This is a genomic window from Flavonifractor sp. An82, from assembly GCF_002159265.1.
Classification (GTDB): domain Bacteria; phylum Bacillota; class Clostridia; order Oscillospirales; family Oscillospiraceae; genus Flavonifractor.
This window is the reverse complement of the sequence record NZ_NFHG01000030.1, coordinates 1-25,294: the sequence shown is the minus strand read 5'-3', so window position 1 is coordinate 25,294 and position 25,294 is coordinate 1. Positions and strand designations below refer to the sequence as shown.

The following is a 25,294-nucleotide window of genomic DNA, read 5'->3' as shown; positions in this document are numbered from 1 at the left end:
ACCCCCACCCCCGAGAGCAAGCCCCAGACCAGCGCCGTCCAGTCCGTGTGGAACGACATCTCCAAGCTGAGCCTGCCCAACCTCACCGCCATGGACGACGCCACCCTCTCCGCCATGTACGGCATCAGCGCCTCCGACCTGGAGGAGTACGTGTGCATGATGCCCCTGATGGGCGTCCACTCCACCGAGTTCTTCATTGCCAAGGTGAAGGACGGCAAGATGGACACCGTGAAGGCAGGCATCGCCAAGCGGCAGGCCGACCTGGACGCCCAGTGGTCCCAGTACCTGCCCGAGCAGTACGAGCTGGTCAAGAACTACAAGCTGGTCACCAACGGCAACTATGTGCTCTTCGCCATCAGCGAGTATGCCGCCGACGCCGTGACCATCTTCAACAGCTATACAAAATAATTAAAATTTTTGGGTAGAATAGAAGTTGCACTCCGGTGCCTTACCCAGTATAATCATGTCAGCGCCCGGCAGGGCAAGCCTGCCGGGCGCCTTTCCTGAGATCTGTAAAGAGAAGGTGAGCAGTTGGTCTTTTCCAGTTTGTATTTTTTGTTTCTATATCTACCCATCGTATTATTAGTCTACTATATTACCCCGCTGAAATGGCGCAACCTGTGGCTGCTGGTGGTCAACCTGATTTTCTACGGTTGGGGCGAGCCCAAGTATATCGTGCTCATGCTCTTCACCATCGTGCTGGATTACTTCATGGGTCTGGTGGTGGCCCGGTGCAAGGAACAGGACAATGACAAGGGCGCCAGGATCGCCGTCGCGGTAGCACTGGTGCTCAATCTGGCCATCCTGTTCTTCTTCAAGTACTGGGATCTGGTGGCCAGGACCCTCCAGTACGTTGGCATCGGCATGCCGGTGCTCAACCTGACCCTGCCCATCGGCATTTCCTTCTACACCTTCCAGACCATGACCTACCCGGTGGACGTGTACCGGGGGGACGCCCAGGTGCAGAAGAACATCGTCAATTTCGGCACCTTTGTCACCCTCTTCCCCCAGCTCATTGCCGGCCCCATCATCAAGTACAAGGAGCTGGCCGACCAGATGACCTACCGCACCCACTCCCCGGAGCAGTTTGCCTCCGGCGTGCAGGTATTCACGGTGGGTCTGGCCAAGAAGGTGCTGCTGGCCAACAACATCGGCAAGCTGTGGGACGTGTACCTGGCCCTGCCCGCCGACCAGCTCACCACCGCCGGGGCGTGGCTGGGTGTGGCGGCCTTCTCCCTCCAGCTGTACTTCGACTTCTCCGGCTACTCCGACATGGCCGTGGGCCTGGGCCGGATGCTGGGCTTCGAGTTTCTGCGCAACTTCAACTACCCCTATATCTCCAAATCGGTCACCGAGTTCTGGCGCCGCTGGCACATCTCCCTGGGCTCCTGGTTCCGGGAGTACCTGTATATCCCCATGGGGGGCAACCGTGTCAGCAAGCCCCGGATGTTCTTCAACCTCTTCGTGGTGTGGGCCGCCACCGGCATCTGGCACGGCGCCAGTTGGAACTTCCTGGTTTGGGGCCTCTACTTCGCCGTCCTGATCATTCTGGAGAAGGCCTTCCTGGGCAGGGTGCTGGAGAAACTTCCCGCCGCTGTGCAGCACATCTACACCCTGTTCCTGGTGCTGGTGAGCTGGGCCATCTTCGCCGTGGAGGACTTCGGTCACCTGGGTTCCTATCTGGCTGCCATGTTTGGCAGCGCTCAGGGTGGGCTGTACAGCGATAGCGTCGGGTATTATTTCACCTCTTTTCTCCCTATGCTCATCATCGGCTGCGTCGCCTCCACCCCCCTGGCCGCCAAACTGTGGGCCAAGCTGCCGGTGAAGGCCGTCAAGATCGTTCTGCCGGTGGTGCTGCTGGCCGGGCTGCTCTTCTCCACCGCCTATCTGGTGGATGCCACCTACAACCCCTTCCTCTATTTCCGCTTCTGATTGGAGGTTCTGACCATGTCGAAAAAGTACTGCATCTTTATCACCACTCTGTTCTGCGCCTTCATCGGTCTGTTCCTGGTGGCCAACGCCGCCGCTCCCGACCGTGAGTTCTCCGAGATGGAGAACCGCAACCTGGAGCAGATGCCCGCCCTCTCGGCCAAGTCTCTCCTGAGCGGCGAGTTTATGAAGAACTTCGAGACCTACACCACCGACCAGTTCGTGGGCCGGGACGCCTGGATCGGCCTCAAGTCCTCCACGGAGCGGGTGCTGGGCAAGCAGGAGAACAACAACGTCTACTTCTGCGATGAGGACACCCTCATCACCCGGTTCGATCAGCCCGACGCCGCCAAGGTAAGTGAGAACCTGAATTATGTGAACACTTTTGTGGAAAATGTGGATATCCCGGTGACCTTCTCCCTGATCCCCACTCAGGCCTGCATCTGGGCCGACCGGCTGCCCGCCGGCGCCCCCAACGCCAGCCAGACCGACCTGCTGGACCAGGCCAAGGCCACTGTTCCCGGCGCCACCTGGGCCGACCTGTACAGCAGCCTGTGGGAGCACAAGGATGAGGACATCTTCTACCGCACCGACCACCACTGGACCAGCCTGGGCGCTTACTACGGATACACCGCCCTGGCCGAAGCCCTGGGCTACACCCCGGTACCTCTGGACACCTATACCGAGACCGTTCGCTCCACCGAGTTCTACGGCACCGTGTTCTCCTCCTCCGGCGTGCGCTGGGTGAGCCCCGATACCATCACCACCTACGTCCCAGACACAGGCATCACCGTCACCAGCTACACCTATGACAGCGCCGGCAACCCGGTGGAGGTTCCCCGCTCCCTGTACGACACCTCCTTCCTCTCCGTCAAGGACAAGTACTCCATGTTCCTGGGCGGCAACCAGTCCCTGGGTGTGGTCAAGACCCCCAACGCCGACAAGCCCAAGCTGCTCATCCTCCGGGACTCCTACGCCGACTCTCTGGTGCCCTTCCTGACCCCCCACTTCTCTGAGATCCACCTCATCGACCTGCGGTACTACAAGCTGTCTCTGTCTGACTACATCCAGCAGAACGGCATCGATCAGGCTCTGGTCCTCTACAGCGTGCCCAACTTCGTTACCGACTCCAACCTGTTCTGGATCACCCGATAACCGAAAAAAGTCCGGCCCTTTGAAAGGGCCGGACTTTTTATAATTTATCAGTCGCGCTGAGAGTGGATGTTCATGGAGTGGTTGACCTTGCCGATAATGAGCAGGACCACAATCATGGAAACTACGGCAATGGCCAGGTTGAGCACCATATTCTGGAGGAGGGCCGCCAGAATGTAGTTGGCGAAGCAGACCACCGCCACGGTGACCGCATAGGGCAGCTGGGTGGCCACGTGATTCAGGTGGTAGCACTGAGCACCGGAGGAGGCCATGATGGTGGTATCGGAGATGGGAGAGCAGTGGTCGCCCATAACCGCGCCGCCCAGAGTGGCAGCAATGGCAATCATCAGCATCTCGTTGCCGTTGATCAGGTCGGCAGTTAGATCGGCAGCCGCCACGCCGCCGGAGAACACCGGGATGACGATGGGCAGCAGGATGGTAAAGGTACCCCAGGAGGTGCCGGTGGCAAAGCCCAGGAACGCGGCGATAATGAACACCACGGCGGGCAGGAAGTTGTGCAGGCTGTCGCCGAAGCCGGAGACGATGTCAGCCACGAAGTCGGGAGCGCCCAGGGCCTTGGTCACGTCGCCGATGGTCCAGGCCAGGCAGAGGATCAGGATGGCGGGCACCATCTGCTTGAAGCCATCAGGCAGGCAGTCCATCAGTTCGGTGAACTTCATGGAGCGGCGCACCATAAAGAAAATCATAGTGAAGATCAGGGCAATCAGAGAACCCAGAGGCAGAGCAGAGAAAGCATCGGTGTTGGCGAAAGCGCTGATAAGGTCGGTGCCGCCGCTCTGATAGCCCACATAGATCATGGCGCCCACGCAGCAGGCTACCAGCACGATCACGGGGATCACCAGGTCGATGACCTTTCCGTTGGGATTGAACTTCATTTCCTCCACACCGGCGAAAGGACGCTCGGGGGTGGTGTACAGGTCGCCCTTGGCGGCGTTGTCCTCGTGCTTCTTCATGGGACCGTAGTCGATGTTCAGGCTGATCATAACCACGATAAACACCAGGGTCAGAATGGCATAATAGTTATAGGGAATGGCCTTCAGGAAAATCTGAAAGCCCAGTTCGTCGTTGCCAATGATACCGGTGACGGCCGCGGCCCAGGAGGACACGGGCATCATGATACACACGGGAGCGGCAGTGGCGTCGCACATATAGGACAGCTTGGCCCGGGAGATGTGGTGGCCGTCGGTGACGGGACGCATCACGTTACCGGTGGTCAGGTTGTTGAAGTAGTCGTCCACGCCCAGCACGATGGCCAGGATGAAGGTGGACCACAGAGCGCCGGACTTGGTCTTGATGTGGGACACGGCCCAGTCGCCATAGGCCTTGGAGCCGCCGGCCCGGATCATCAGGGCCACCATGGTGCCCAGAATGACCAGGAACATCAGGATGCCCATGTTGCCGCCGGCGTTGCTGCACAGGCGGGACACGAAGTCCTGAAGGGCGTCAATGGGATTGCCGTTGGTGAACAGCAGGCAGCCCACGATGATGCCCAGGAACAGAGAAGAATACACTTCCTTGGTGATGAGTGCCAGGATGATGGCTACCACGGGAGGCAGCAGAGATGCGATGGTGCCCCAAGCCGCGATTTGAGCGGTGGAATCGCCTTCGGCGAAAGCCGCCGTTGCCAGGATGCAAATCAGGGTAAACAGGGTCAGCAGAATCTTGCCAGACCGTTTGATACGCGGTGAATTCATATCAGCCCTCCTAATAAGATCGGTGAATCCTAAAGCTCCCCAACCCAAGGACTCGAGAGGTATCATACAAAATTATCGTTATCTTGACAACATTTTTTTGCCATTTTGCATATTTTCGTAAGGTCGCACAGAAAAATTGTTAATTTTTTGGCAAAATGTCCGATTTGTTCTGTTATTTTCTTCAATAATTTGATTTTTTCTGGGCTTTTGTCATGCCTAACCACTTTGGGCATAAAAAGGCCGCCGCTCCGAAGAGCGGCGGCCTTTTTACCTTATTGCTCAGCCAGATACCAAGCGTTTACCACTTATCAGTCGCGCTGAGAGTGGACATTCATGGAGTGGTTGAGCTTGCCTACCACCAGCATAAAGCCCACAGTGGAGGCCACGGCAATGAGCAGGCAGACGACCTGAGGCACATAATCGATAATCAGGCCGGTGATAATGTAGTTGACGAAGCCGATGGCGGCCACGGTAACCGCGTAAGGCATCTGGGTAGCCACATGGTTGAGGTGGTAGCACTGCGCACCGGTGGATGCCATAATGGTGGTGTCGGAGATGGGAGAGCAGTGGTCGCCCATAACCGCGCCGCCCAGAGTGGCGCCGATGCCCACCATCAGGATGGGCACTTCGTTCAGGGTTTCGGCGGTCAGGTTGTCGAAGCCGCCGGGGGTGAAGATCTCCAGCACGATGGGCAGCAGGATGCCGAAGGTACCCCAGGAGGTGCCGGTGGCGAAGCCCAGGAAGCAGGCAATGAGGAAGACCACGGCAGGCAGGAAGTTATGCAGGCCGGGGCCGAGCTGCTCCACAAACGCGGCCACGAACTCAGGGGCGCCCAGGCCATCCCGGGTGACGCCGCTGATGGTCCAGGCCATGCAGAGGATCAGGATGGCAGGCACCATCTGCTTGAAACCTTCAGGCAGGCAGTCCATCAACTCGGTAAACTTCATGGAGCGGCGGACAGCAAAGTAGATCATATTGATGACCAGAGCGATGGTGGCGCCAAAGGGCAGGCCGAAGAAGGCATCGGTGTTGGCGAACATATCCAAGATACCCTCGCCGCCGCCCAGCCAGCCGGCATAAAGCAAGCCGCCCACGCAGCAGACGATGAGGATGAGCACGGGGATCACCAGGTCGATAACCTTGCCGTTGGGGTTGAACTTCATCTCGGCAGCGTCGGCATAGGGCCGCTCGGGGGTGGTATACAGGTCGCCCTTGGCGGCGTTGTCCTCATGCTTCTTCATGGGACCGTAGTCGATATTCAGGGCGGTCATCATGATGATAAACACCATGGTAAGGATGGCATAGTAGTTGTAGGGGATGGCCCGCAGGAAGATCTGGAAGCCCAGCTCCTCGTTGTTGATAACGCCGGTGACAGCCGCGGCCCAGGAGGAGACGGGCATCATGATACACACGGGGGCGGCGGTGGCGTCGCACATATAGGACAGCTTGGCCCGGGAGATGTGGTGGCCATCGGCGACGGGACGCATCACGTTACCGGTGGTCAGGTTGTTGAAGTAGTCGTCCACGCCCAGCACGATGGCCAGGATGAAGGTGGACCACAGAGCGCCGGATTTGGTCTTGATGTGGGCTACAGCCCAGTCGCCGTAGGCCTTGGAGCCGCCGGCCCGGATCATCAGGGCCACCATGGTACCCAGAATGACCAGGAAGATGAGGATACCTGCGTTACCGCCGATGTTGCCAATAAATCCGTTGACCAGATGGTCAATGGTAAGCACCACATCGAAGTTGGCCTGCAGCAGGAAACCTACCACGATGCCGATGAACAGGGACGAGTAGACTTCCTTCGTGATCAGTGCCAGAACAATTGCGACAACAGGCGGCAACAGGGACCAGGGGGTACCGAAGAATTTGCTCTGGACCTCTTCGCCTTCTGCGCAGGCGACCGTCATCAGGACACAGGCCAAGGCAAAGACGACCAGCAGAATTCTTCCGAACCGTTGCATTCGTGGTGAGTTCATAATAACCCTCCCTTATAATTTTGAATCCCAAAAGCCTCCCCAACCCTAGGATTCGTACTTAATAATACACCATCATTCACAATTTGGCAATACTTTTTCGGCAAATTTAACAGACGCATCGACACATAAATACTTTGAATTTACATATCAAGCAAAAATCCTTCGATTTTCAAAGCTTTTTGAACTCTTTCAAAGGTTTGCTCATCGGCACAGCGGATGGTATGGAGATGAATACCTCCGGTCAGATCGGACAGCGGCCGGGCGCTGTCCGCCCGCACCCGGCGGAGGAACTCCTGTACATCATATCGGGAGCGCACCCCCAATATGCCTGTAAGCTGCCCGTAAACCGGATGCTCCACGATCACGTCGGCTGCCTCTCCCCCGGCGTCCACGATGGCATTGAGCTCCGCCTCCATCTCCTCCGGCCGGTGGATGCAGGCCACCCGCCGCTCCACACCGGCAGGCCGGCGGCCCAGCACATATCCTCTGGGGGTTGCCAGGATCTCCTCCCCCGCCGCCCGCAGCAGGGCCACGTCTCCCACAATGATCTGCCGGCTGACCGAGAACTGCTTGGCCAGGACGGTGGCGCTCACCGGCCCGCCCGCCTGCTCCAGGGTCCTGCGCACCGCCTGCCGGCGGGCCTGCGCGGCTGATGTCTCCATATTCTGCGGCCTCCTTCCGTTTTTCTCAGTATAACAGGTTCTTTCGTCCCTGTAAATCGCCGCCGGGCCGCCGCCCTCCCTTGCCTTGCCATGGGGAATGTGCTAAAATGTATCCGACTGGTTTCCACACCCGGTCCAAGCGCGGCGCTGCCGCGTTCGTTCGGCGGGACTCACCGCCGTTCTCTAAATACGAAAATGGAGGTTCCAAATTCAACATGCGTAAATTTACCACCCGTGATCTCACCCTGGCCGCCATGGTGGCGGCCGTCTACTTTGTCCTGTGCTACTTCGGCAACATTTTTCAGCTCACCTTCGGACCGGTTCAGGTCCGTCTGGGAGAGGCCCTCACTGTGCTGCCCTTCCTGTTCCCGGCCACCGCGCCGGGCCTGGCCCTGGGCTGCCTGCTGACCAACATTCTCTCCCCCTATGGCCCCATCGACATGGTGGTAGGCACCCTGGCCACCGCCATCGCTGCCTGGCTCACCGCCAAGATGCCCCGCTGGTATCTGGCCGCCCTGCCTCCCATCATCATGAACGCCCTGCTGCTGCCCCCCATGTGGGCCTGGGCGGAGGCGGGCGCCGTCAACGGCGCTTTCTGGGCCGCCTATACCTTCAACATGTGGACCTTTGTGGTGGGTGAGGCTCTGGCCTGCTACGTTTTGGGCACCGTTCTGCTGATGGCTCTGCCCAAGGTCCGTTATCTGCGTACCATGATCCCGGAGCGCCGCCTGGCCCATCGCTGAGGCGCCGCCCCCAGTTTTATCATAAACAAGGAGGGTTCCCCATGAAAGTCCGCAAGGCCGTCATCCCCGCCGCTGGTCTGGGGACCAGGATGCTCCCCGCTACCAAAACCGTCCCCAAGGAGATGCTTCCCATGGTGGACAAGCCGGTGATCCAGTATATCATCGAGGAGGCTGTGGCCTCCGGCATCGAAGATATCCTCATCGTCACCAACCGGGCCAAATCCGCTATGGACGACTACTTCGACTATTACCCCGAGCTGGAGACCCGTCTGCTCCAGGCCGGTAAGGAGCGGGAGCTGGTGGAGGTCCGCCGGGCCGCCGATCTGGCCAATATCTTCTATGTGCGCCAGAAGGAGACCAAGGGTCTGGGTCACGCCATCTACCGGGCCAAGCGCTTCGTGGGGGACGAGCCCTTTGCCGTCCTGCTGGGCGACGACATCATGCGGGCGGAAAAGCCGGTGACCCTCCAGCTCATTGAGGGTGCCGAGAAGTACGGCGCCTCCGCCGTAGGCGTGCAGAAGGTGTCCACCGAGGCCATCTCCCGCTACTCCTCCGTTAAAATCTCTCCCCTGGAGGACCGGATCTTCGACGTGTCCGACATGAACGAGAAGCCCACTCCCCAGGCCATGTTCTCCAACTACGCCATCCTGGGCCGGTATGTGCTCACCCCCCAGATTTTTGACATTCTGGAGAACCTGAAGCCGGGCTACGGCGGGGAGATCCAGCTCACCGACGGTCTGCGGGAGCTGTGCCGCATGAGCCGGATGGTGGCGGTGAACTTTGAGGGCCGCCGGTACGACACCGGCAACCTGTGCGGCTTCCTGGAGGCCACCATCGACTTCGCTCTGGAGAACAAGGCCACCGCCTCCTGGCTGCGGCATTTTATCAAAGAAAAGGCGGAGACCCTGCGGTAAGGTGTGGATATACCGCGGTCCCGTCCCATATGCACAAAAAAGAGACGCTGCACCGCAGCGTCTCTTTTCTGTCACTCCGCCAGCAGATCCCGCTGGTCCGGGTGGCCTTCAAACCATTTGACGGCATAGGAGCAGGTAGCCACAGCCTTCATGCCCCGGCCGCGAATCTGATCCACAGCCCCCTGTACCAGCTGACCGGCCACGCCCTGCCCCCGGAGGGAGCCGTCCACAAAGGTGTGGTCGATGTTGGCCACACCGGGCCGCTCCTCCGGGAAAGTGATCTCGGCAATCAGCTTTCCATCCTCATTCTCGGCCCACAGCCGGCCGGGCTTGCTCTGAAATTCCATAAGGAAGCCTCCTGTCGTGATTGATTTGGTTAAAAACCATGGCGAGGGCGGGTGCGAATCGAACACACCAGGACGGGAACGCCGTCCCCAACGGTTTTGAAGACCGCGGGGCTCACCAGATACCCTTCCGCCCCCATATGGCGGGGAGTTACAGAAATCTCCGCCCCTCCCCGATTTTTTGAGTCACCCGAATCCGGTCCCAGTACTCCAGCAGCAGCAGGGCATACTTTCGGGACACACCCAGCGCGTCCCTGGCCTGGGCCAGGGTAAAGACACCGGTGCCGAACCGGGCCTTCATCTGAGCCTTGGCCCCTTCACAGCTCTCCCCCCAGGCCCGCACCTTGGGGGACAGAGGGGTGAGCACTCCCCGGTCCGCCAGGGCCCGGCCCGCCCGGCGGCAGGCCGCCTCCTTGCCGGGAAAGGCTTTTTCCACTTCCTCGTTGGTGGGAGGCTCCAGCCCCGCCTGACGGTAAAGCGCACACAGCGCCCGCTCCAGCGCGGGGTCCGCCCCCGGCAGGGACGGCGCAGGCGTAGGCTCCTTGGGGCGCTCTTCCCGGCGGGGGGACTCCTTCCCGGCGGCCAGATGGGTCAGCCGGGCCAGCCGGGTTTGGTCGTACCGGCCTCTGGCCTGGGGCTCCGGGTCCAGCGCCCTGCCCCCTCCCACGGTGACCACCGGGGAGAAGAAGCGCACCACGAACCGGTCTCCCCCTCGCACCGCCAGTGGGGTATCCAGCCGCAGCTGGGCAAAGCCCGTCTCCCCCGGCTCCAACTTGTCCCGGCCCAGCAGGATACACCGGCACAGGATGGCCCGGCCCCCGTGGTGGAGGTGGAGGACGGAATTGTTTTTGACGGCATAGGGGGACTGGGCCAGCACCAGCAGCTCCACATCCAGCCGCTGGGCCAGGATCAGGCTGCCCGCCGGAGCCAGCGTGTCCCCTCTGGACACCTCCGCCCGGCCCACACCCGCCAGATTCACTGCTGCCCGGCTGCCGGGGAGCAGTTCTTCCTCTGCTGCGCCGTGGCACTGGAGGGCCCGCACCCGGGCGGTCCGGTCCCCCGGCCAGATCTGTACCGTGTCCCCCCGGCGGAGGGGACCGCCGGTGAGGGTTCCGGTGACCACAGTGCCGCTGCCCGCCACCGAAAAGACCCGGTCCACGTGGAGGCGATAATCCCCACCCTTCTCAGGAGGGGACATCTCTTCCACCAGCTTTGCCAAAGCGTACTTTAGTGCGTCCAGTCCCATTCCCGTCACCACCGAGGTGGGGATCATGGAGGCATTCTCCAAAAAGGTGCCCTTTACCAACGCCCTGATCTGTTCCTTCACCCCCGGCTTGAAGCCCAGGTCAGCCCGGGTGAGGGCAATGACGCCCCCCTTCAGGCCCAGCAGGGACAGGATGGCCAGGTGCTCCCTGGTCTGGGGCATAGGGCCCTGGTCGGCGGCCACCGCCAGCAGCACCAGGTCCATGCCCGCGCAGCCGGAGAGCATGGTGGGCACGAATTTCTCATGGCCAGGCACATCCACCACACTGACCCGCTGTCCCCCTGGCAGGGTCAGGGGGGCAAAGCCCAGTTCGATGGTGAGGCCACGGCGGCGCTCCTCAGCCAGCCGGTCGGTATCCACTCCGGTGAGGGCCTTCACCAGGGCGGTCTTGCCGTGGTCCACATGGCCTGCGGTGCCCAGGATCATGGCCGTTCTCCTTTCCAAGCCGCCAGGGCTTCCCGGATCAGCTCGCCCTCTCCCGGCAACAGGGTACGCACATCCAGCAGCAGTTTCCCCCTGTGGATGCGGCCCAGAATGGGGATGGACCAGCCCCGGAAGAAAGTCTCCAGTTCTTCCGCCGAATCCAGAGCCACCGCCCAGGAGGGCAGCTCCTCCCCCGGCAGGGTGCCGCCTCCCGCCTCGCCGGCGGTCTCCACCGCCTCACAGGGGCAGAGAGGGGCCAGCAGGGCGGCCAGGCTCTTCGCTCTTTGCCGCAGCTCCGCCGGACCGATTTCCAGCATAGTCCGGACAGGGACAGCCACCCCGTCCCGCCAGTCCATCAGGGTGGCCTCCAGGGCCGCCAGGGACAGCTTGTCCAGCCGCAGAGCACGGGCCAGTGGGTCGGTCTTGAGCCGCTGGATGACCTCCCCCTTACCCACCAGGATGCCCGCCTGGGGACCGCCCAGCAGCTTGTCCCCGGAGAAGCACACCACATCCGCCTTTTCCGCCCATTTTCTGACCGTGGGGTAGTCCTGGGGCCAGGGGCCGGGACCAAGGGCTCCGCTGCCCAGGTCGCACAACAGGGGCACGCCGTACCGGGCGGCCAGGGCGGCCAGCTCCTCCACTCCCACCTCCTGGGTAAAGCCCACCACCTTGAAGTTGCTGGGGTGGACCTTCAGCAGGGCCTGGGCCTGTCCGCTCTCCAAAACCCTCTCGTAGTCGGACAGGCGGGTCTTGTTGGTGGCCCCCACCTCCACCAGCCGGGCTCCGCTGCGGGCCATCACATCGGGCACCCGGAAGGAGCCGCCGATCTCCACCAGTTCCCCCCGGGAGATGGCCACCCCCATGCCGGGGGTGAGGGCGCTGAGCATGAGAGAGACCGCCGCGGCGTTGTTGTTGACGGCAAAGGCTCCCTCTGCCCCGGTAAGCTCCTTCAGCAGTTCCTCCGCCCGGGCGGTGCGGCTGCCCCGCTTCCCGGCGGCCAGGTCATACTCCAGGTTGGAGTAGCCCGCTGCCGCCTGGGCCACCGCCTCCGCCGCCCGGCGGCTCAGAGGGGCCCGGCCCAGATTGGTATGGAGGACCACGCCGGTGGCGTTGACCACCCGTCTCAGGCCGGGACGGGCCAGCTCCTCCGCCGCCTGCCGGGCCTGCTCCGCCAGGGCGGCCAGGGTAGGGATCTCCGCCTGCTTCCCCCCTCGCAGGGCAGCGCGCAGTCCATCCAGCACCCGGTTGGCCCCCGCCTTTTGCAGGGCGTGGGGCAGGCCGCTCTCCGCCAGAGGGGGACTGGCCAGCAGGGCGTCCATCCGGGGCAGCGCGGACAGGGTGGAATCCGCCATGACGTCACCTCCAAACAAGACATTTGCTTGCAGTATACCACAGTTTCCCTCTCTCAGGCACATAAACTTTTTGGTTTTCAGAAAAGGGGGCAAAAATACTCCCAAGACAAGGAAACATTCTAATTGACAGCCCACTTACCCTGCGGTTATCATGCTGTTAGAAGGAATGAAAGAGGGAAGCATAGAACTGGAAGGAGTGTTACAAATGCGTGTATTTGAAACCAGCGTACAGGAGCTGAAGCACGAGGTGCTGCGTTCCGTGGCCCGGCTTGCCTGGGAGGACAATCTGCAAACCGGTATCCTGGATATTCCGGAGGAGCTGATCCCCGGGCCCGAGGCCAAGATGCGCTGTTGTATTTATAAGGAGCGGGCCATCATCTCCCAGCGTGTGAAGGTGGCCATGGGCGGTGACAAGACCAACCCCAATCTGGTGGAGGTGCTGGACATCGCCTGTGACGAGTGCCCCGTCACCGAGATCACCGTGGGCCCCTCCTGCCGGGGCTGTATCGCCACCCGCTGCATCCATACCTGTCCCAAGGACGCCATTTCCATCGTGGACCACCGGGCCCAGATCGACCATAAGAAGTGTATCACCTGCGGCAAGTGCATCAACGCCTGCCCCTACGGCGCCATTGAAAAGAAGACCCGTCCCTGTGAGCGGGGCTGCAAGGCGGGCGCCATCTCCATGGGCGAGGACAAGAAGGCCTTCATCGATCCCGCCAAGTGTACCTCCTGCGGCGCCTGCGTCTACCAGTGCCCCTTCGGCGCCATTATGGACAAGTCCTTTATCGTGGACGCCATCCAGATGCTCCAGGGCGCCGAGAAGTGGGGCTTCCACGTCTACGCCGCCGTGGCCCCCTCCATCGCCGGCCAGTTTGCCCCCGCCGACCTGGGGCAGGTGGTCACCGGCCTGAAGATGCTGGGCTTCCACGACGTGATCGAGGTAGCCCTGGGCGCCGACATGACCGCCAAGACCGAGGCGGGCGAGCTGGAGGAGAAGGGCATGCTGGCCTCCTCCTGCTGCCCCGCTTTCGTGGAATATGTGGAGAAAAACTTCCCCGACCAGGCCCACCTGATCTCCGAGACCCCCTCTCCCATGATCATGGCTGGCCGGTATATCAAACGGAAGGACCCCTCCGCCAAGGTCATCTTCATCGGGCCCTGCGTGGCCAAGAAGAAGGAGGTCAAGCTGGGCAAGACCATGCGGGCGGTGGACAGCGCCCTCACCTTCGAGGAGCTGTACGCCATTTTTGACTCCAAGGGCATCGACGTGTCCACCCTGGAGTACACCGACCTGGATCAGGCCAGCGGCTTCGGCCGTTCCTTCGCCCACAGCGGCGGCGTCTCCGCCGCCGTAGCCCAGGCTCTGAAGGAGCGGGGCAGCTCCTTCCAGGCCAAGCCCCTGCCCTGCAGCGGCTTTGAGGCCTGCAAGCTGGCCTTCCTGAAGGCCGCCAAGGGCATCGGCGACTTCAACTTCATCGAGGGCATGGCCTGTGAGGGCGGCTGCGTCCAGGGCCCCGCCCAGCTCATCCGCTCCCCCAAGAACCAGGGCGACGTGGACCGCCACGCCAAGCAGGCGGAGGGCCGCACCATCGAGAGCGCCATCTCCGACGCGGAGAAGGACGACTCTGCCGACAAATAAGTTATAAACACGCTCCGGCGGACCTGACCTGCAGGTGGGTCCGCCGGGGCTTTTTTGCGTCTCTTTCCAAATGAAACCATGGCCCCGCCTGCATAGGCAAAAGAAACCTGCGGATACTAGAAGGCGTAACTACAACCGCAGGAGGAGAAGCGACATGAAAGCGACTGGTATCGTGCGCCGGATCGACGATCTGGGGCGCATCGTGATCCCCAAGGAGATCCGCCGGACCATGCGGATCCGGGAGGGCGACCCCCTGGAGATCTACACTGACAAGGACGGCGGCGTTATTTTTAAAAAATACTCTCTGATGGGTGGCCTGGGGGACTTTGCCGGCCAGATGTGCGAGACCCTGAACAAGACCACCGGCGAGATCGCCGTCATCACCGACCGGGACAGCTGCATCGCCGTGGCGGGCGCCGGCCGGCGGGAGCTGACCGACAAGCAGATCTCCGCCGCCCTGGAGCAGATCATGGAGGGCCGTCAGATCTATCAGCACAAGGAGGGCTCCGCCCCCGTCCCCGTCTGTGAGGGCAGCGACACCTATCTGGTATCCTGCGCCGCCCCCATTCTGTCCGAGGGGGACGTGCTGGGCTGCGTCCTCTTTGCCGGCACCGAGGGCAATCTGCAGGGCAGCGAGACCCAGTACAAGCTGGCCCAGACCATTGCCGGCTTCCTGGGCCGCCACATGGAGTCCTGACCCTTGTCCCCCGCCGCCTCCTTTGCTATACTCAGGGCAAAGGAGGCGGTTTTTGTGCGTCTGTTTTTCGGGCTCCAGCTGCCCGCCCACTGGCGGCAGGCCCTGGCAAACCAGGCCGCGGCACTGAAAAAGGCCGGGGTAAAGGGCACCTTTACCCGGCCTGAAAATTATCACCTGACTCTGGTCTTTCTGGGGGAGACCGAGCGAGCGGAGGCGGCGAAGCGTGCCCTCCGCCAGGTGAAGGGCACGCCCTTCCCCCTCCGCTCCGCCGCCCCCGGCTGTTTCTCCAAAAAGGGCGGGGATATCTGGTGGCTGGGCGTGGAGCCCTCCTCCGCTCTGATTGACCTCCAGCACTCCCTGGAGACCCGTCTGAGAGCCGCAGGCTTCCCCCTGGAGGAGCGGCCCTACCGGCCCCATATCACCCTGGCCCGGCGGGTCAAAGGCCCCTCTGAGCTGCTGGGGAGGGTGGACCTTCCGCCCCAGGAGGCCCTGATCCATCAGCTTACCCTTTTCTCCTCCGAGCGGGTGGACGGGGTACTGCGCTATCTGCCCCTCTGTCACCAGTCTCTTATGTAGGGGCGGACCACAGGCCCGTCCCTCTCTCATGCGCAAAACCGATGGTTGCCGATCTGGAGGATCAGGGGCCTGCTCCAGATCCAGCTGCTGGTGGCGGTGTTGGGATTGAAATAGTAGATGGCCCCGCAGCTGGGGTCCGCCCCGTTGAGGGCGTCCCGTGCTGCCCGCCGTGCAGATTCGGCCACCGGCTCATTGAACTGTCCGTCCACCATGCAGGTAAAGGCCCCCGGCTGGTACACCACCCCGGCGATGGTGTTGGGGAAGGAGGGATGCTCCACCCGGTTGAGGATCACCGCCCCTACCGCCACCTGACCGCTGTAGGGCTCCCCTCTGGCCTCCGCTGAGATCACCCGGGCCAGCAGCTCCACCTCGGTGTTCTGGCCGGAGCTACTCTCCTCCCACATACCCAGGGCCCGCAGGGTGGCGGGGCCCACAATACCGTCGGGGGTCAGGCCGTTCTTCCGCTGGAAATATTTCACCGCCTGGGTGGTCTGGCTGCCGAACACACCGTCCACCGTACCGTCATAGTAGCCCCAGTTTTTCAGCTTAGTCTGGATGATGCGCACCTGCTCCCCGCTGGAGCCCTGCCGGTAGGTGGCCGCCTGGGCCTGCTGGGCAAAGGTAATGAGGGAAATGTTGACGGCAAACACCAGGGCCAGCGCCGCGATGAGCCTGCGTCTGTTCATAGCTACCCCTCCAATCTGACTGAAGGTAGTGTACGAGGGCAGGCCGCCGGTTATGTGCGCCAATCCCTTCCTGAGGGGCATAGACCCTGCTGTTTCTGGCAATACTGGAACAAAACAGGAAAGGATGTGGGCAGGTGGTACAGGGCGTATCCCGGCAGGTCATTGTGGTCAAGTCTCCCGACCCCCGGTTCTTTGAGCAGGCAATTTTTATCGTGAAGGAGGACGCCTTCGGAAAGGGTGCCTCCGCCGAGGCGGTGCTCAGGGAGGCCACCCGGGCAGCGGAGGGTTATCTCCGCCGGTCCTCTGGCTGGCGGCAGGTGTGCCGCAAAATCCCCGCCCCGGCCTATGCCGCCGGGGGCGCGCTTGCCGCCACCCTGTGCTGGGTGGCCGCCCTGATGCTGTGACCCGGCAGGCGCGAAAACGCGCCTGCTTTTTTTTCGCTCAAAAGTGTGGTAGAATAGCCTCCATAGTACGGCACACCCCCACTGTGCCGCCTCCGGGAGGATGGAATGAAAAAGCTGCTTTTTGTGTGTCATGGAAATATTTGCCGCAGCCCCATGGCTGAGTTTGTGATGAAGGACCTGGTGAAGAAGGCGGGGCTGGAGGATCAGTTCACCATCGCCTCCGCCGCCACCAGCGCCGAGGAGATCGGCAACCCGGTCTATCCCCCCGCCCGGCGGGAGCTGGCCCGGCACGGCATCGGCTGCGCCGGACATGCCGCCCGCCAGCTGACGGCAGCGGACTACGACCGGTGGGACCTGTTCCTGGGCATGGACAGTGCCAACCTGCGCAACATGCGCCGGCTCTTCGGCGGCGATCCGGAGGGCAAGGTCAAGGCCCTGTTGTCCTATGCCGGGGAGGATCGGGACATCTCCGACCCCTGGTACACCGGCGACTTTGGGTCCACCTGGCAGGATGTAAACGCCGGCTGCTCCGCCCTGCTGGCCGCTCTGACAGAGGAGAAGCTGCCCAAGCTGGTGGTGGTGCTGGGCACCACCGCCTGCGGCAAAAGCGGCCTGGGGGTAGAGCTGGCCAAGCGCTTTGACGGCGAGATCGTGTCCGCCGACTCCCGGCAGGTATACACCGGCCTGGACCTGGGCACCGGCAAGGTGACCGAGGAGGAAATGGACGGCGTGCCCCACCACATGCTGGACGTGGTGACCCCCAACCAGCCCTACTCGGTGGCCGACTTCCAGGCGGGAGCCTACGCCGCCATCGACGGCATCATCGCCCGGGGGAAGGTACCCTTCCTGGTGGGTGGCTCCGGACTGTACGTCCGGGCGGTGACTGAGGGCTTCACCTTCACCGACGCCACCCCCGATCCCGCCCTGCGGGCAGAGCTGGAAAGCAAGACCGCCTCTGAGCTGTACGCAATTCTGCGGGAAAAGACGGGGGTCACCCTGGCTAACGGCGAGGAAAACAACCACCAGCGGCTGGTGCGTTCGGTGGAAAAGGCCCTGGCTGACGGTTGGGAGGCCCCCCAGGCCCAGCCCCGGTACCGCTGTCTGCTGCTGGGGGTGAATTTCCCCCGGGAGACCGTATGCAAACGCATTGACGACCGTCTCCAGGCCCGGATCAATGCTGGCATGATCGAAGAAGTAGCAAATCTCCGGACAGCCGGAGCCACCGACGAGTTCCTGGAGGGTCTTGGACTGGAGTACCGCTACATCCTCCGCTATCTGAAGGGGGAGATCCCCACCCTGGACGGACTGAAGGACGAGCTGGGCCGGGCCATCAAGCGCTTTGCCAAGCGGCAGGTCCAGTGGTTTAACCGGGACCGGGACGTGCTGTGGCTGGACATGGAGGGGGATTTCCTCACCCAGGCCACCCAGGCGGTGGAAGCATTTTTAAACCAGCCATAAAACAGAAGAGCCGCTGCGGAAACCTCCGCAGCGGCTCTTTATTGGACTTTATCCCTCCGGCAGGGGCACCCGGCGGTGCTCCACCGGTCCCCAGGCGGGCAGGGGCAGGCCCTGCATGGCCCCGAACACCCGGCTCTTCAGGCCGGGATACTGCTTGTCCAGGGTCTTGATAAGCTCCTTGACCTCCTGGCGCTTGGTGTTGCCGTCGGCGGGGCAGGGATTGAACACCACCGGCAGGTGGTTGCGCTCCGCGGCGTTGCGGATGAGCCCCTCCCCGCAGTAGAGCATGGGGCGGATCTGGCTGATGCCCATCCGGTCCAGCCAGGTCACCGGCTGGAAGCAGGACAGCCGCCCCTCATAGAACAGGGACAGGAAGAAGGTCTCCACCGCATCATCAAAGTGGTGACCCAGGGCGATCTTGCTGATGCCATGCTCCTTGATGGCGTTATGGAGGGCCCCACGGCGCATCTTGGCACACATGGAGCAGGGGTTCTTCTCCTTGCGCAGGTCGAAAATGATGTGGTGGATCTCGGAGGGCAGCAGGGTAAAGGGCACGCCGATCTCCTCACAATAGGCCGCCACCGGGGCAAAGTCCATCCCCTCTCCCCCGTCCACATGGCCCATGTCCAGGGTGTAGGCCTCCACGGTGAAGGGCTTGGGATAGAACTCCCGCAGGCGGGCCAGGGCGGTGAGCAGCACCAGGGAGTCCTTGCCGCCGGACACCCCTACCGCCACCCGGTCTCCGGCCTGGATCATGTCGTAGTCCTCCACGCAGCGGCGGACATAGCTGAGAATCTTGTTCATAGGCACCTCAAAAAATTGAAAATCGAAATAGAGCATTCAAGAGAAAACGAGAGATTAAGCGCAATTTCAAGAGCATATACATTTTCCGTTTAAAAAAATCGGAAAATGGGTTGACACCAGATAACTACGGTATTATAATACAAAACGCTCCAATCGTAAAGATTGGGGCCTGTATTCTGTTTAGACATATTTTTTAAGATATCATCAAAATTGGAGGTTTCACCATGTCCACTTTTATGGCCAACAAGGGGAACATCGTCCGCAAGTGGTATATCCTCGATGCGGCTGGTAAGCCCCTGGGCAAGACTGCCGCCACCGCGGCCAACCTGCTGCGCGGCAAGCATAAGCCCGAGTATACTCCTCACGCTGACTGCGGCGACTTCGTCGTGGTCGTCAACGCCGAGAAGGCCGTTCTGACCGGTAAGAAGCTGGAGCAGAAGTACTACCGCACCCACTCCGGCTGGGTGGGCGGCCTGAAGGAGACCCCCTACCGCCTGCTGATGCAGCAGAAGCCCGAGCTGGCCATGCGTGTGGCCATCCGCGGCATGATGCCCCGCAACATCATCACCAAGGATTCTCTGTCCCGCCTGCACATCTACCGCGGCGCCGAGCATCCCCACAACGCCCAGAAGCCCGAAGCCTGGGCGGCCAACTAAGCAGGAGGTACAAAGGAATGTATAAGAGCAAGAAGCCTTATCTGTATGGCACCGGCCGCCGGAAGTCCTCCGTGGCCCGCGTGCATCTGTTCCCCAACGGCACTGGTGCCATCACCATCAACGGCCGTGATATCGACGACTACTTCGGCCTGGAGACTCTGAAGCTGATCGTGCGTCAGCCTCTGGCCACCACCGACACCCTGGGCAAGGTGGACATCGAGACCACCGTTACCGGCGGCGGCGTGACCGGCCAGGCCGGCGCCATCCGTCACGGCATCGCCCGTGCCCTGCTGCAGGTCAACCCCGAGTACCGCGCTGCCCTGAAGGCCGCCGGTTTCCTGACCCGCGATCCTCGTATGAAGGAGCGTAAGAAGTACGGCCTCAAGGCTGCCCGTCGCGCTCCGCAGTTCAGCAAGCGCTAAACTTTATCAAAAGTGGTCAAAAACCCCGGAACTACGCGGTTTCCGGGGTTTTTCCTTTTCAAATGGTTTGACGCAATTTGACAGAACGAAGCCTCTTTTAACCCGTTTTCTATGGGTTAAATGGTGGACAACCACCCCAAAAAGAGGGCTTATGGGTTAAAAAATAGGACAACCGAGACGCGATTTTGGGATGCCAAGGGGATGTTTATTTATACATCTCCAAGAGACCTTTTTCGTGAAAACGGTTTGTCTGAATTTGACCTAATTTGAACAAAAGAGAATAAATCTAATCGCCAAGCGCTCAGTATTTTCTACTGGGCGCTTTTTGCGTTTCCGGGGAATTTCATTCCGGGATAAGAAAAGGCCGTCACTTTCAATTTTTGAAGTGGCGGCTTTTTCTATTTCCAGAAGCCATAGAACAATTCAGAAATGAGGTGAAGTCATTGAACACGCAAATCATCGCCATCGCCAACCAGAAAGGCGGCGTTGGCAAGACAACCACCTGCGCGAACCTGGGGATTGGGCTGGCGCAGGCCGGAAAGAAAGTGCTGCTGATCGACGGGGACCCGCAAGGCAGCCTGACCATCAGCCTGGGCCACCCCCAGCCGGACAAGCTGCCCTTTACCCTGTCCGACGCGATGGGCCGTATCCTGATGGACGAGCCGCTGCGCCCCGGCGAGGGTATCCTGCACCACCCGGAGGGCGTTGACCTGATGCCCGCAGACATCCAGCTCTCCGGCATGGAGGTCTCCCTGGTGAACGCCATGAGCCGAGAGACCATCCTGCGGCAGTATCTGGACACGCTCAAGGGACAGTATTCCCATATCCTGATTGACTGCCAGCCATCCCTGGGTATGCTCACGGTCAACGCCCTGGCCGCCGCCAACAGGGTCATAATCCCCGTTCAGGCGGAGTACCTGCCCGCCAAGGGCCTGGAACAGCTGCTCCAGACCGTAAACAAGGTGAAGCGGCAGATCAACCCCAAGCTCCAGATCGACGGCATATTGCTGACGATGGTGGACAACCGCACCAACTTCGCCAAGGAGATTGCCGCCCTGCTGCGGGAGACCTATGGCAGCAAAATCAAGGTGTTCGGCACCGAGATTCCCCATTCTGTCCGGGCAAAGGAGATCAGCGCCGAGGGCAAAAGCATTTTTGCCCATGACCCTAATGGCAAGGTGGCCGAGGGCTATAAGAATCTGACCAAGGAGGTGATAAAACTTGAAAAGCAGCGCGAAAAAAGTAGAGCTGGCTCCATACGATGATTTGTTTTCCACCGAGGAAAGCCGCCAGGATGCCAAGCTGGAGAAGATACAGGAAATTCCGCTGTCTGAGCTGCACCCATTTAAGGGGCATCCCTTCAAAGTCAAGGATGACGAGGCCATGATGGAGACCGCCGACAGCGTTCGGCAGTATGGTGTTCTGGTTCCGGCGATCGCCCGCCCGGACCCGGAGGGCGGCTATGAGCTGGTTGCCGGTCACAGGCGGCACCGGGCCAGTGAGCTGGCCGAGAAAGAAACCATGCCTGTCATTGTCCGAGACCTGGACGATGATGCTGCCACTATCATCATGGTGGACAGCAACTTACAACGTGAAAGCCTGCTCCCCAGCGAAAGGGCCTTTGCTTACAAGATGAAGCTGGAGGCTATGAAACACCAAGGCGCACGGGGGGACTTAACTTCGTCCCAACTTGGGACGAAGTTGCGTGCAGATGAATTGTTGGCGCAGCAGGCTGGTTCGAGTAGGAACCAGGTGCAGCGCTATATCCGCCTGACGGAGCTGATTCCCGAACTGCTGGATATGGTCGATGAAAAGAAAATCGCCCTCAATCCGGCTTATGAGCTGTCCTTTCTCAAAAAAGAAGAACAGCGGGATTTGCTGGACGCGATGGACAGCGAACAGGCTACCCCCTCTCTCTCCCAGGCTCAGCGACTCAAGAAATACAGCCAGGAGGGACATCTGACCCTCGATATGATGCGCGTCATCATGGGTGAGGAAAAGAAAAGTGATCTCGACAAAGTGACTTTCACCTCCGACACCCTGCGGAAGTATTTCCCCAAAAGCTATACGCCCCAGCGGATGCAGGAAACCATTATCAAACTGCTGGAGGCGTGGCAGAAGAAGCGCCAGAGAGACCAGGAACGATGAAAGGAGCCGCCTATGAGGGATATTTCAGCCCGTGAGCTGAAAGGACACAATATCTTGGCCGTAGAGCGTTTTCAGGACAGCACCCGCTGGATGATCGAGTTTTCCGTTCAGCGCCCTTGTTCCTACGGCTGCCCCGGCGATGATATGCGGCTGTTTCTTACGGAGGACGGGTATCAGGCCGCCCTCGTAAGCCAGAAGCGTCGGGAAATCAAAATCAAGCGGTATGCCCGTGTGATCGAGGGCCATGTGCTCGACTTCAAACCGGACAAGCGCCGCCGCCACCCGTAAACTCATTATCACTACGAAAGGAAAGGAATGAATATGTGTACTGTCCAGAGCATCAAAGATGCCATCCGGGAAAGTTGCCAGTCCCAGTATGATATGGAATCCACCGACATTGACCGGGTTTTGCAGACCCTCCCGTTTTCGGAGCATGAGCCGATGTTCAGTCATCCGCCGAAGTACAAGCGTCCTTACCGGCCCTGGCAGAACAACAAAAACAGCTGAAAGCCACAGTCTTTTTCACGAAGGATTGTGGCTTTTTTCATGCCCTAAAATTAGAAAGGAGTGAAGTCAATGGCCGTTTTTCGCATTGAACGGACCAAAGATTATACCGTGATGAGCAATCATCACCTGCGGAACCACGAACTATCCCTCAAGGCAAAGGGGCTTCTTTCCATGATGTTATCCCTGCCTGATGACTGGAACTATACTACCCGTGGACTTGCGAAAATCTGCAAGGAGGGCGTTGATGCCATCGGCAGTGCGCTGCGGGAGTTGGAAACCGCCGGTTACATCGTGCGGAACCAGCTGCGGGACCAACAAGGCCGGATCAGCGACACCGAGTATGTGATTTATGAGAAACCCCAGCCCAGGCAGCCAGAAACGCCAAGGCCGGATACGGCTGTACCAGATACGGCTTCACCAGATACGGAAAACCCGTATCTGGATAAACCGGATACGGAAAAGCCCGCAGAATTAAATATAGAGAAACCAAATACTCAAAAACAAAATACTCATGGAGCAAGTACCGATTCCATTCCCTTCCGGGAAACAGCGGCAGCACAGCTGCCGGAACGGAAAGGAAGGGATGCGATGTCTGTCTCAGAGATAGAAAATTATCGGGAATTGATTCTGGAGAACATCGAGTATGACTATCTGTGCAGAGAGTTTTCGACCTACCGTGAGGACCTGGACGAGATTGTGGAGCTGATGGTGGAGACCGTTTGTGCCAAACGTAAAACCACTCGGATCGCTGGCAGCGACTTTCCCCATGAAGTCGTGCGCTCCCGGTTCTTGAAGCTGGATAGCGAGCATATCCGATTTGTCATGGACGGTATGCAGAAAAACACCACGGAGGTCCGCAATATGAAACAGTATTTGCTTGCAGTGCTGTTCAACGCGCCCACCACGATCAGCAATCACTACACCGTACAAGTCAATCACGATATGAACACAGGCGGCTGGTAAACAGCCGCTTTTCTGTTGCCCGGCAATACCGGGAGAAAGGATTTTGTCATGAAACGACCTCTTGCCTACATTACGGCTCCCTGGAGCAACAACCAGTATGAGAACGCCGAGAACGCTGCCACCTACTGCCGCCAGGTGTACGACGCCGGGTATTCGCCCATCTGCCCGGTTCTGTTCTTGTCCACCTTCCTCAAGGACGAGATTCCCCAGGAACACAAGGACGGGCTGGATATGGTGCGAGACTATCTGCGCCGGTCCCATGTGCTGGTGGTCTGCGGCCACGGCATCGACGAGACCGTGAAGAATGACATCGCCACCGCTGAGCGCCTGCGGATCACCGCTACCACCCTGGACGGTATCCTGACTGTGAAAGGCCAGGGACGCGGGAAAGGAGGTGCGCGCCATGCCTGAGCGTAAGACCGTGGGCCAGCTGATGGAGGAAATGCGGCTCAAGGCCGGGGCGCAGAACTACCACGGCCATGAGTACATGGATTTGGAGCGGTTTGCCGAGGACACCCGGCACATGATTATCTTCGATGTGCTGACCCACGATTCGCCGGTGGGCTGGAAAGGCGAACGGACCCGCCTGTTTCTGACGGAGGCCGGATACCGCACGATGCCGGAAGGTATCGAGCTGGAAGTGCTGGATGCAGATGAAAAGCGTCTGGCCATGCTGTTCTTCCAGTGGAGCGAGGTTGCGCCTTTGCTGCGCGGGATGTATGCCCGTCAGTTGGACGGTTTTGAGCAGGAACGCCCCGAACCGGCTGCCGAAACCCCGGCCTTCCAAGCCGAGACTGTGGCTGTCTATCCGGGCGATAAGAACAATCTGCCCTATCGCTCATGTGCTGTACGGCGGCAATACGCTGCTGGCACACGAGGTAGGCGCTGGCAAAACCTTTGAAATGGTGGCTGCCGCCATGGAGAGTAAGCGCCTGGGCTTGTGTCAGAAATCCCTCTTTGTGGTGCCGAACCATCTGACCGAACAATGGGCGTCGGAGTTTCTGCGGCTCTATCCTTCCGCCAACATTCTTGTCACCACCAAAAAGGACTTTGAGACCCACAACCGCAAGAAGTTCTGCGCCCGCATTGCCACCGGCGATTATGACGCCATCATCATGGGACACAGCCAGTTTGAGAAAATCCCCATCAGCCGAGAGCGTCAGGAACGGCTCCTTCAGGAGCAGATCGACGAGATCACCGAGGGCATTGCCGAGGTGAAGTACAGCGGCGGTGAGCGTTTCACGGTCAAGCAGTTGGAACGCACCAAGAAGTCCCTGGAAGCCCGGCTGGAGAAATTGCAGGCCGAGAGCCGCAAGGACGATGTGGTAACATTCGAGCAGTTGGGTGTGGACCGCCTGTTCGTCGATGAGGCGCATAACTATAAAAACCTGTTTTTATACACCAAGATGCGGAATGTGGCAGGTCTCTCCACAAGCGATGCCCAAAAGTCCAGCGATATGTTTGCAAAGTGTCGCTATATGGATGAACTGACCGGAAACCGTGGTGTGATTTTCGCCACTGGCACCCCCGTATCGAACAGCATGACCGAACTTTACACCATGCAGCGGTATCTCCAGTATGACCGCCTGCAAGAGCTGAACATGACCCACTTCGACTGCTGGGCCAGCCGCTTCGGAGAAACCGTCACGGCGCTGGAGCTGGCACCGGAAGGCACCGGCTACCGGGCAAGAACGAGATTCAGCAAGTTTTTCAACCTCCCGGAGCTGATGAACTTGTTCCGTGAAGTTGCCGACATCAAAACCGCCGATCAGCTGAACTTGCCCACCCCGGAGGTGGAATACCACAACATCGTGGCCCAGCCTACTGAACACCAAAAAGAGATGGTGCAGGTTC

At 60.2% G+C, this 25,294-nt stretch carries 27 protein-coding genes, 1 tRNA gene and 2 pseudogenes; 21 read left to right on the top strand and 9 right to left on the bottom strand.

Annotated elements, in window-relative coordinates:
- The 3 genes from B5G34_RS17185 to B5G34_RS17175 all read left to right on the top strand — a co-directional run.
- Positions 1 to 408, top strand: a 408-nt coding sequence (locus tag B5G34_RS17185) for a DUF4358 domain-containing protein (protein WP_087340350.1), incomplete at its 5' end; no start/stop codon positions are given.
- Between the two features lie 123 nt (positions 409 to 531).
- Entirely contained in the window at positions 532 to 1,932 is a 1,401-nt protein-coding gene (locus B5G34_RS17180) for an MBOAT family O-acyltransferase (protein WP_087340348.1), read from the top strand.
- Positions 1,933 to 1,947: 15 nt separating this feature from the next.
- A complete protein-coding gene (locus tag B5G34_RS17175; protein ID WP_087340347.1) occupies positions 1,948 to 3,084 on the top strand; it encodes a DHHW family protein in 1,137 nt (378 codons plus the stop codon).
- 47 nt (positions 3,085 to 3,131) lie between these two features.
- Here B5G34_RS17175 and B5G34_RS17170 read toward each other — a convergent pair whose 3' ends face one another.
- The 3 genes from B5G34_RS17170 to B5G34_RS17160 all read right to left on the bottom strand — a co-directional run bounded on the left by B5G34_RS17170 (position 3,132) and on the right by B5G34_RS17160 (position 7,437).
- Positions 3,132 to 4,796 (bottom strand): Na+/H+ antiporter NhaC family protein, encoded by a 1,665-nt coding sequence (locus B5G34_RS17170; protein ID WP_087340345.1) that lies wholly within the window; start codon positions 4,794 to 4,796, stop codon positions 3,132 to 3,134.
- Between the two features lie 308 nt (positions 4,797 to 5,104).
- Positions 5,105 to 6,775: a Na+/H+ antiporter NhaC family protein gene (locus B5G34_RS17165; protein ID WP_087340343.1), complete on the bottom strand. Its 1,671-nt coding sequence runs from the start codon at positions 6,773 to 6,775 to the stop codon at positions 5,105 to 5,107.
- A gap of 140 nt (positions 6,776 to 6,915) precedes the next feature.
- A complete protein-coding gene (locus B5G34_RS17160; RefSeq protein ID WP_087340342.1) occupies positions 6,916 to 7,437 on the bottom strand; it encodes a transcription repressor NadR in 522 nt (173 codons plus the stop codon).
- A gap of 215 nt (positions 7,438 to 7,652) precedes the next feature.
- On the opposite strand from B5G34_RS17160, the gene B5G34_RS17155 reads away from it, so the two are divergent.
- Together B5G34_RS17155 and galU are read left to right on the top strand one after the other, a co-directional pair.
- Positions 7,653 to 8,180 carry a QueT transporter family protein gene (locus B5G34_RS17155; RefSeq protein WP_087340340.1) on the top strand — a complete coding sequence of 176 codons (528 nt, stop codon included), beginning with the start codon at positions 7,653 to 7,655 and terminating at the stop codon, positions 8,178 to 8,180.
- A gap of 41 nt (positions 8,181 to 8,221) precedes the next feature.
- Entirely contained in the window at positions 8,222 to 9,094 is an 873-nt protein-coding gene (gene galU / locus B5G34_RS17150) for a UTP--glucose-1-phosphate uridylyltransferase GalU (RefSeq protein WP_087340338.1), read from the top strand.
- 71 nt (positions 9,095 to 9,165) lie between these two features.
- Here galU and B5G34_RS17145 read toward each other — a convergent pair whose 3' ends face one another.
- The 4 genes from B5G34_RS17145 to selA all read right to left on the bottom strand — a co-directional run bounded on the left by B5G34_RS17145 (position 9,166) and on the right by selA (position 12,477).
- Entirely contained in the window at positions 9,166 to 9,441 is a 276-nt protein-coding gene (locus B5G34_RS17145; RefSeq protein ID WP_087340335.1) for a GNAT family N-acetyltransferase, read from the bottom strand.
- A 39-nt stretch (positions 9,442 to 9,480) separates the two neighbouring features.
- Positions 9,481 to 9,576 (bottom strand) — tRNA-Sec (locus B5G34_RS17140).
- Positions 9,577 to 9,589: 13 nt separating this feature from the next.
- Positions 9,590 to 11,128, bottom strand: coding sequence for a selenocysteine-specific translation elongation factor (gene selB, locus B5G34_RS17135; RefSeq protein ID WP_087340332.1), 1,539 nt, complete (start codon positions 11,126 to 11,128; stop codon positions 9,590 to 9,592).
- Positions 11,125 to 12,477, bottom strand: a complete 1,353-nt coding sequence (gene selA, locus B5G34_RS17130) for an L-seryl-tRNA(Sec) selenium transferase (protein ID WP_087340330.1) — start codon at positions 12,475 to 12,477, stop codon at positions 11,125 to 11,127. Before selA ends, selB begins: the two co-directional genes overlap by 4 nt.
- Positions 12,478 to 12,682: 205 nt before the next feature.
- Between selA and B5G34_RS17125 the strand changes: the two genes are divergently transcribed.
- The 3 genes from B5G34_RS17125 to thpR all read left to right on the top strand — a co-directional run bounded on the left by B5G34_RS17125 (position 12,683) and on the right by thpR (position 15,392).
- Positions 12,683 to 14,119 (top strand): 4Fe-4S dicluster domain-containing protein, encoded by a 1,437-nt coding sequence (locus tag B5G34_RS17125; RefSeq protein WP_087340328.1) that lies wholly within the window; start codon positions 12,683 to 12,685, stop codon positions 14,117 to 14,119.
- A gap of 154 nt (positions 14,120 to 14,273) precedes the next feature.
- Positions 14,274 to 14,816 carry a stage V sporulation T C-terminal domain-containing protein gene (locus B5G34_RS17120; protein ID WP_087340325.1) on the top strand — a complete coding sequence of 181 codons (543 nt, stop codon included), beginning with the start codon at positions 14,274 to 14,276 and terminating at the stop codon, positions 14,814 to 14,816.
- A gap of 54 nt (positions 14,817 to 14,870) precedes the next feature.
- Positions 14,871 to 15,392 carry an RNA 2',3'-cyclic phosphodiesterase gene (gene thpR, locus B5G34_RS17115; RefSeq protein ID WP_162609522.1) on the top strand — a complete coding sequence of 174 codons (522 nt, stop codon included), beginning with the start codon at positions 14,871 to 14,873 and terminating at the stop codon, positions 15,390 to 15,392.
- Between the two features lie 26 nt (positions 15,393 to 15,418).
- Here the strand turns inward: thpR and sleB are convergent, their stop codons facing one another.
- The gene (gene sleB / locus B5G34_RS17110) at positions 15,419 to 16,078 is read right to left on the bottom strand and encodes a spore cortex-lytic enzyme (RefSeq protein ID WP_087340319.1); all 660 of its coding nucleotides are present in this window, start codon (positions 16,076 to 16,078) and stop codon (positions 15,419 to 15,421) included.
- Positions 16,079 to 16,212: 134 nt separating this feature from the next.
- Between sleB and B5G34_RS17105 the strand changes: the two genes are divergently transcribed.
- The 3 genes and pseudogenes from B5G34_RS17105 to miaA all read left to right on the top strand — a co-directional run bounded on the left by B5G34_RS17105 (position 16,213) and on the right by miaA (position 17,940).
- Positions 16,213 to 16,482, top strand: a complete 270-nt coding sequence (locus B5G34_RS17105; RefSeq protein ID WP_204245983.1) for a translation initiation factor 2 — start codon at positions 16,213 to 16,215, stop codon at positions 16,480 to 16,482.
- Positions 16,483 to 16,587: 105 nt separating this feature from the next.
- A pseudogene (locus B5G34_RS17100) lies at positions 16,588 to 17,022 on the top strand (low molecular weight protein-tyrosine-phosphatase); the annotation flags it as partial.
- Between the two features lie 33 nt (positions 17,023 to 17,055).
- On the top strand, positions 17,056 to 17,940 hold the full coding sequence (miaA, locus tag B5G34_RS17095) for a tRNA (adenosine(37)-N6)-dimethylallyltransferase MiaA (protein ID WP_242957111.1): 885 nt from the start codon (positions 17,056 to 17,058) through the stop codon (positions 17,938 to 17,940).
- A gap of 48 nt (positions 17,941 to 17,988) precedes the next feature.
- On the opposite strand, the gene B5G34_RS17090 is transcribed toward miaA, so the two are convergent.
- Positions 17,989 to 18,744 carry an ATP-binding protein gene (locus B5G34_RS17090; RefSeq protein ID WP_087340315.1) on the bottom strand — a complete coding sequence of 252 codons (756 nt, stop codon included), beginning with the start codon at positions 18,742 to 18,744 and terminating at the stop codon, positions 17,989 to 17,991.
- 224 nt (positions 18,745 to 18,968) lie between these two features.
- On the opposite strand from B5G34_RS17090, the gene rplM reads away from it, so the two are divergent.
- The 10 genes and pseudogenes from rplM to B5G34_RS17040 all read left to right on the top strand — a co-directional run.
- The gene (gene rplM, locus B5G34_RS17085; protein WP_087188632.1) at positions 18,969 to 19,400 is read left to right on the top strand and encodes a 50S ribosomal protein L13; all 432 of its coding nucleotides are present in this window, start codon (positions 18,969 to 18,971) and stop codon (positions 19,398 to 19,400) included.
- 17 nt (positions 19,401 to 19,417) lie between these two features.
- Complete coding sequence (rpsI, locus tag B5G34_RS17080; RefSeq protein ID WP_087188633.1) at positions 19,418 to 19,822, top strand: 30S ribosomal protein S9; 405 nt, start codon at positions 19,418 to 19,420, stop codon at positions 19,820 to 19,822.
- Between the two features lie 443 nt (positions 19,823 to 20,265).
- Positions 20,266 to 21,087: a ParA family protein gene (locus B5G34_RS17075; protein ID WP_002576359.1), complete on the top strand. Its 822-nt coding sequence runs from the start codon at positions 20,266 to 20,268 to the stop codon at positions 21,085 to 21,087.
- The gene (locus B5G34_RS17070) at positions 21,044 to 21,970 is read left to right on the top strand and encodes a ParB/RepB/Spo0J family partition protein (RefSeq protein ID WP_002576358.1); all 927 of its coding nucleotides are present in this window, start codon (positions 21,044 to 21,046) and stop codon (positions 21,968 to 21,970) included. Before B5G34_RS17075 ends, B5G34_RS17070 begins: the two co-directional genes overlap by 44 nt.
- A gap of 12 nt (positions 21,971 to 21,982) precedes the next feature.
- Positions 21,983 to 22,258, top strand: a complete 276-nt coding sequence (locus B5G34_RS17065) for a DUF5720 family protein (protein WP_002576357.1) — start codon at positions 21,983 to 21,985, stop codon at positions 22,256 to 22,258.
- Between the two features lie 27 nt (positions 22,259 to 22,285).
- Positions 22,286 to 22,477 (top strand): hypothetical protein, encoded by a 192-nt coding sequence (locus B5G34_RS17060; RefSeq protein WP_002576356.1) that lies wholly within the window; start codon positions 22,286 to 22,288, stop codon positions 22,475 to 22,477.
- Positions 22,478 to 22,546: 69 nt separating this feature from the next.
- Positions 22,547 to 23,440 carry a DUF6017 domain-containing protein gene (locus B5G34_RS17055; RefSeq protein WP_002576355.1) on the top strand — a complete coding sequence of 298 codons (894 nt, stop codon included), beginning with the start codon at positions 22,547 to 22,549 and terminating at the stop codon, positions 23,438 to 23,440.
- A 48-nt stretch (positions 23,441 to 23,488) separates the two neighbouring features.
- A complete protein-coding gene (locus B5G34_RS17050; RefSeq protein ID WP_002578791.1) occupies positions 23,489 to 23,851 on the top strand; it encodes a hypothetical protein in 363 nt (120 codons plus the stop codon).
- Positions 23,844 to 24,053, top strand: a pseudogene (locus B5G34_RS19540) (DUF5720 family protein); the annotation flags it as partial. The gene B5G34_RS17050 and the pseudogene B5G34_RS19540, both read left to right, overlap by 8 nt.
- A gap of 34 nt (positions 24,054 to 24,087) precedes the next feature.
- Positions 24,088 to 25,294, top strand: a 1,207-nt coding sequence (locus B5G34_RS17040) for an SNF2-related protein (RefSeq protein WP_343286581.1), incomplete at its 3' end; no start/stop codon positions are given.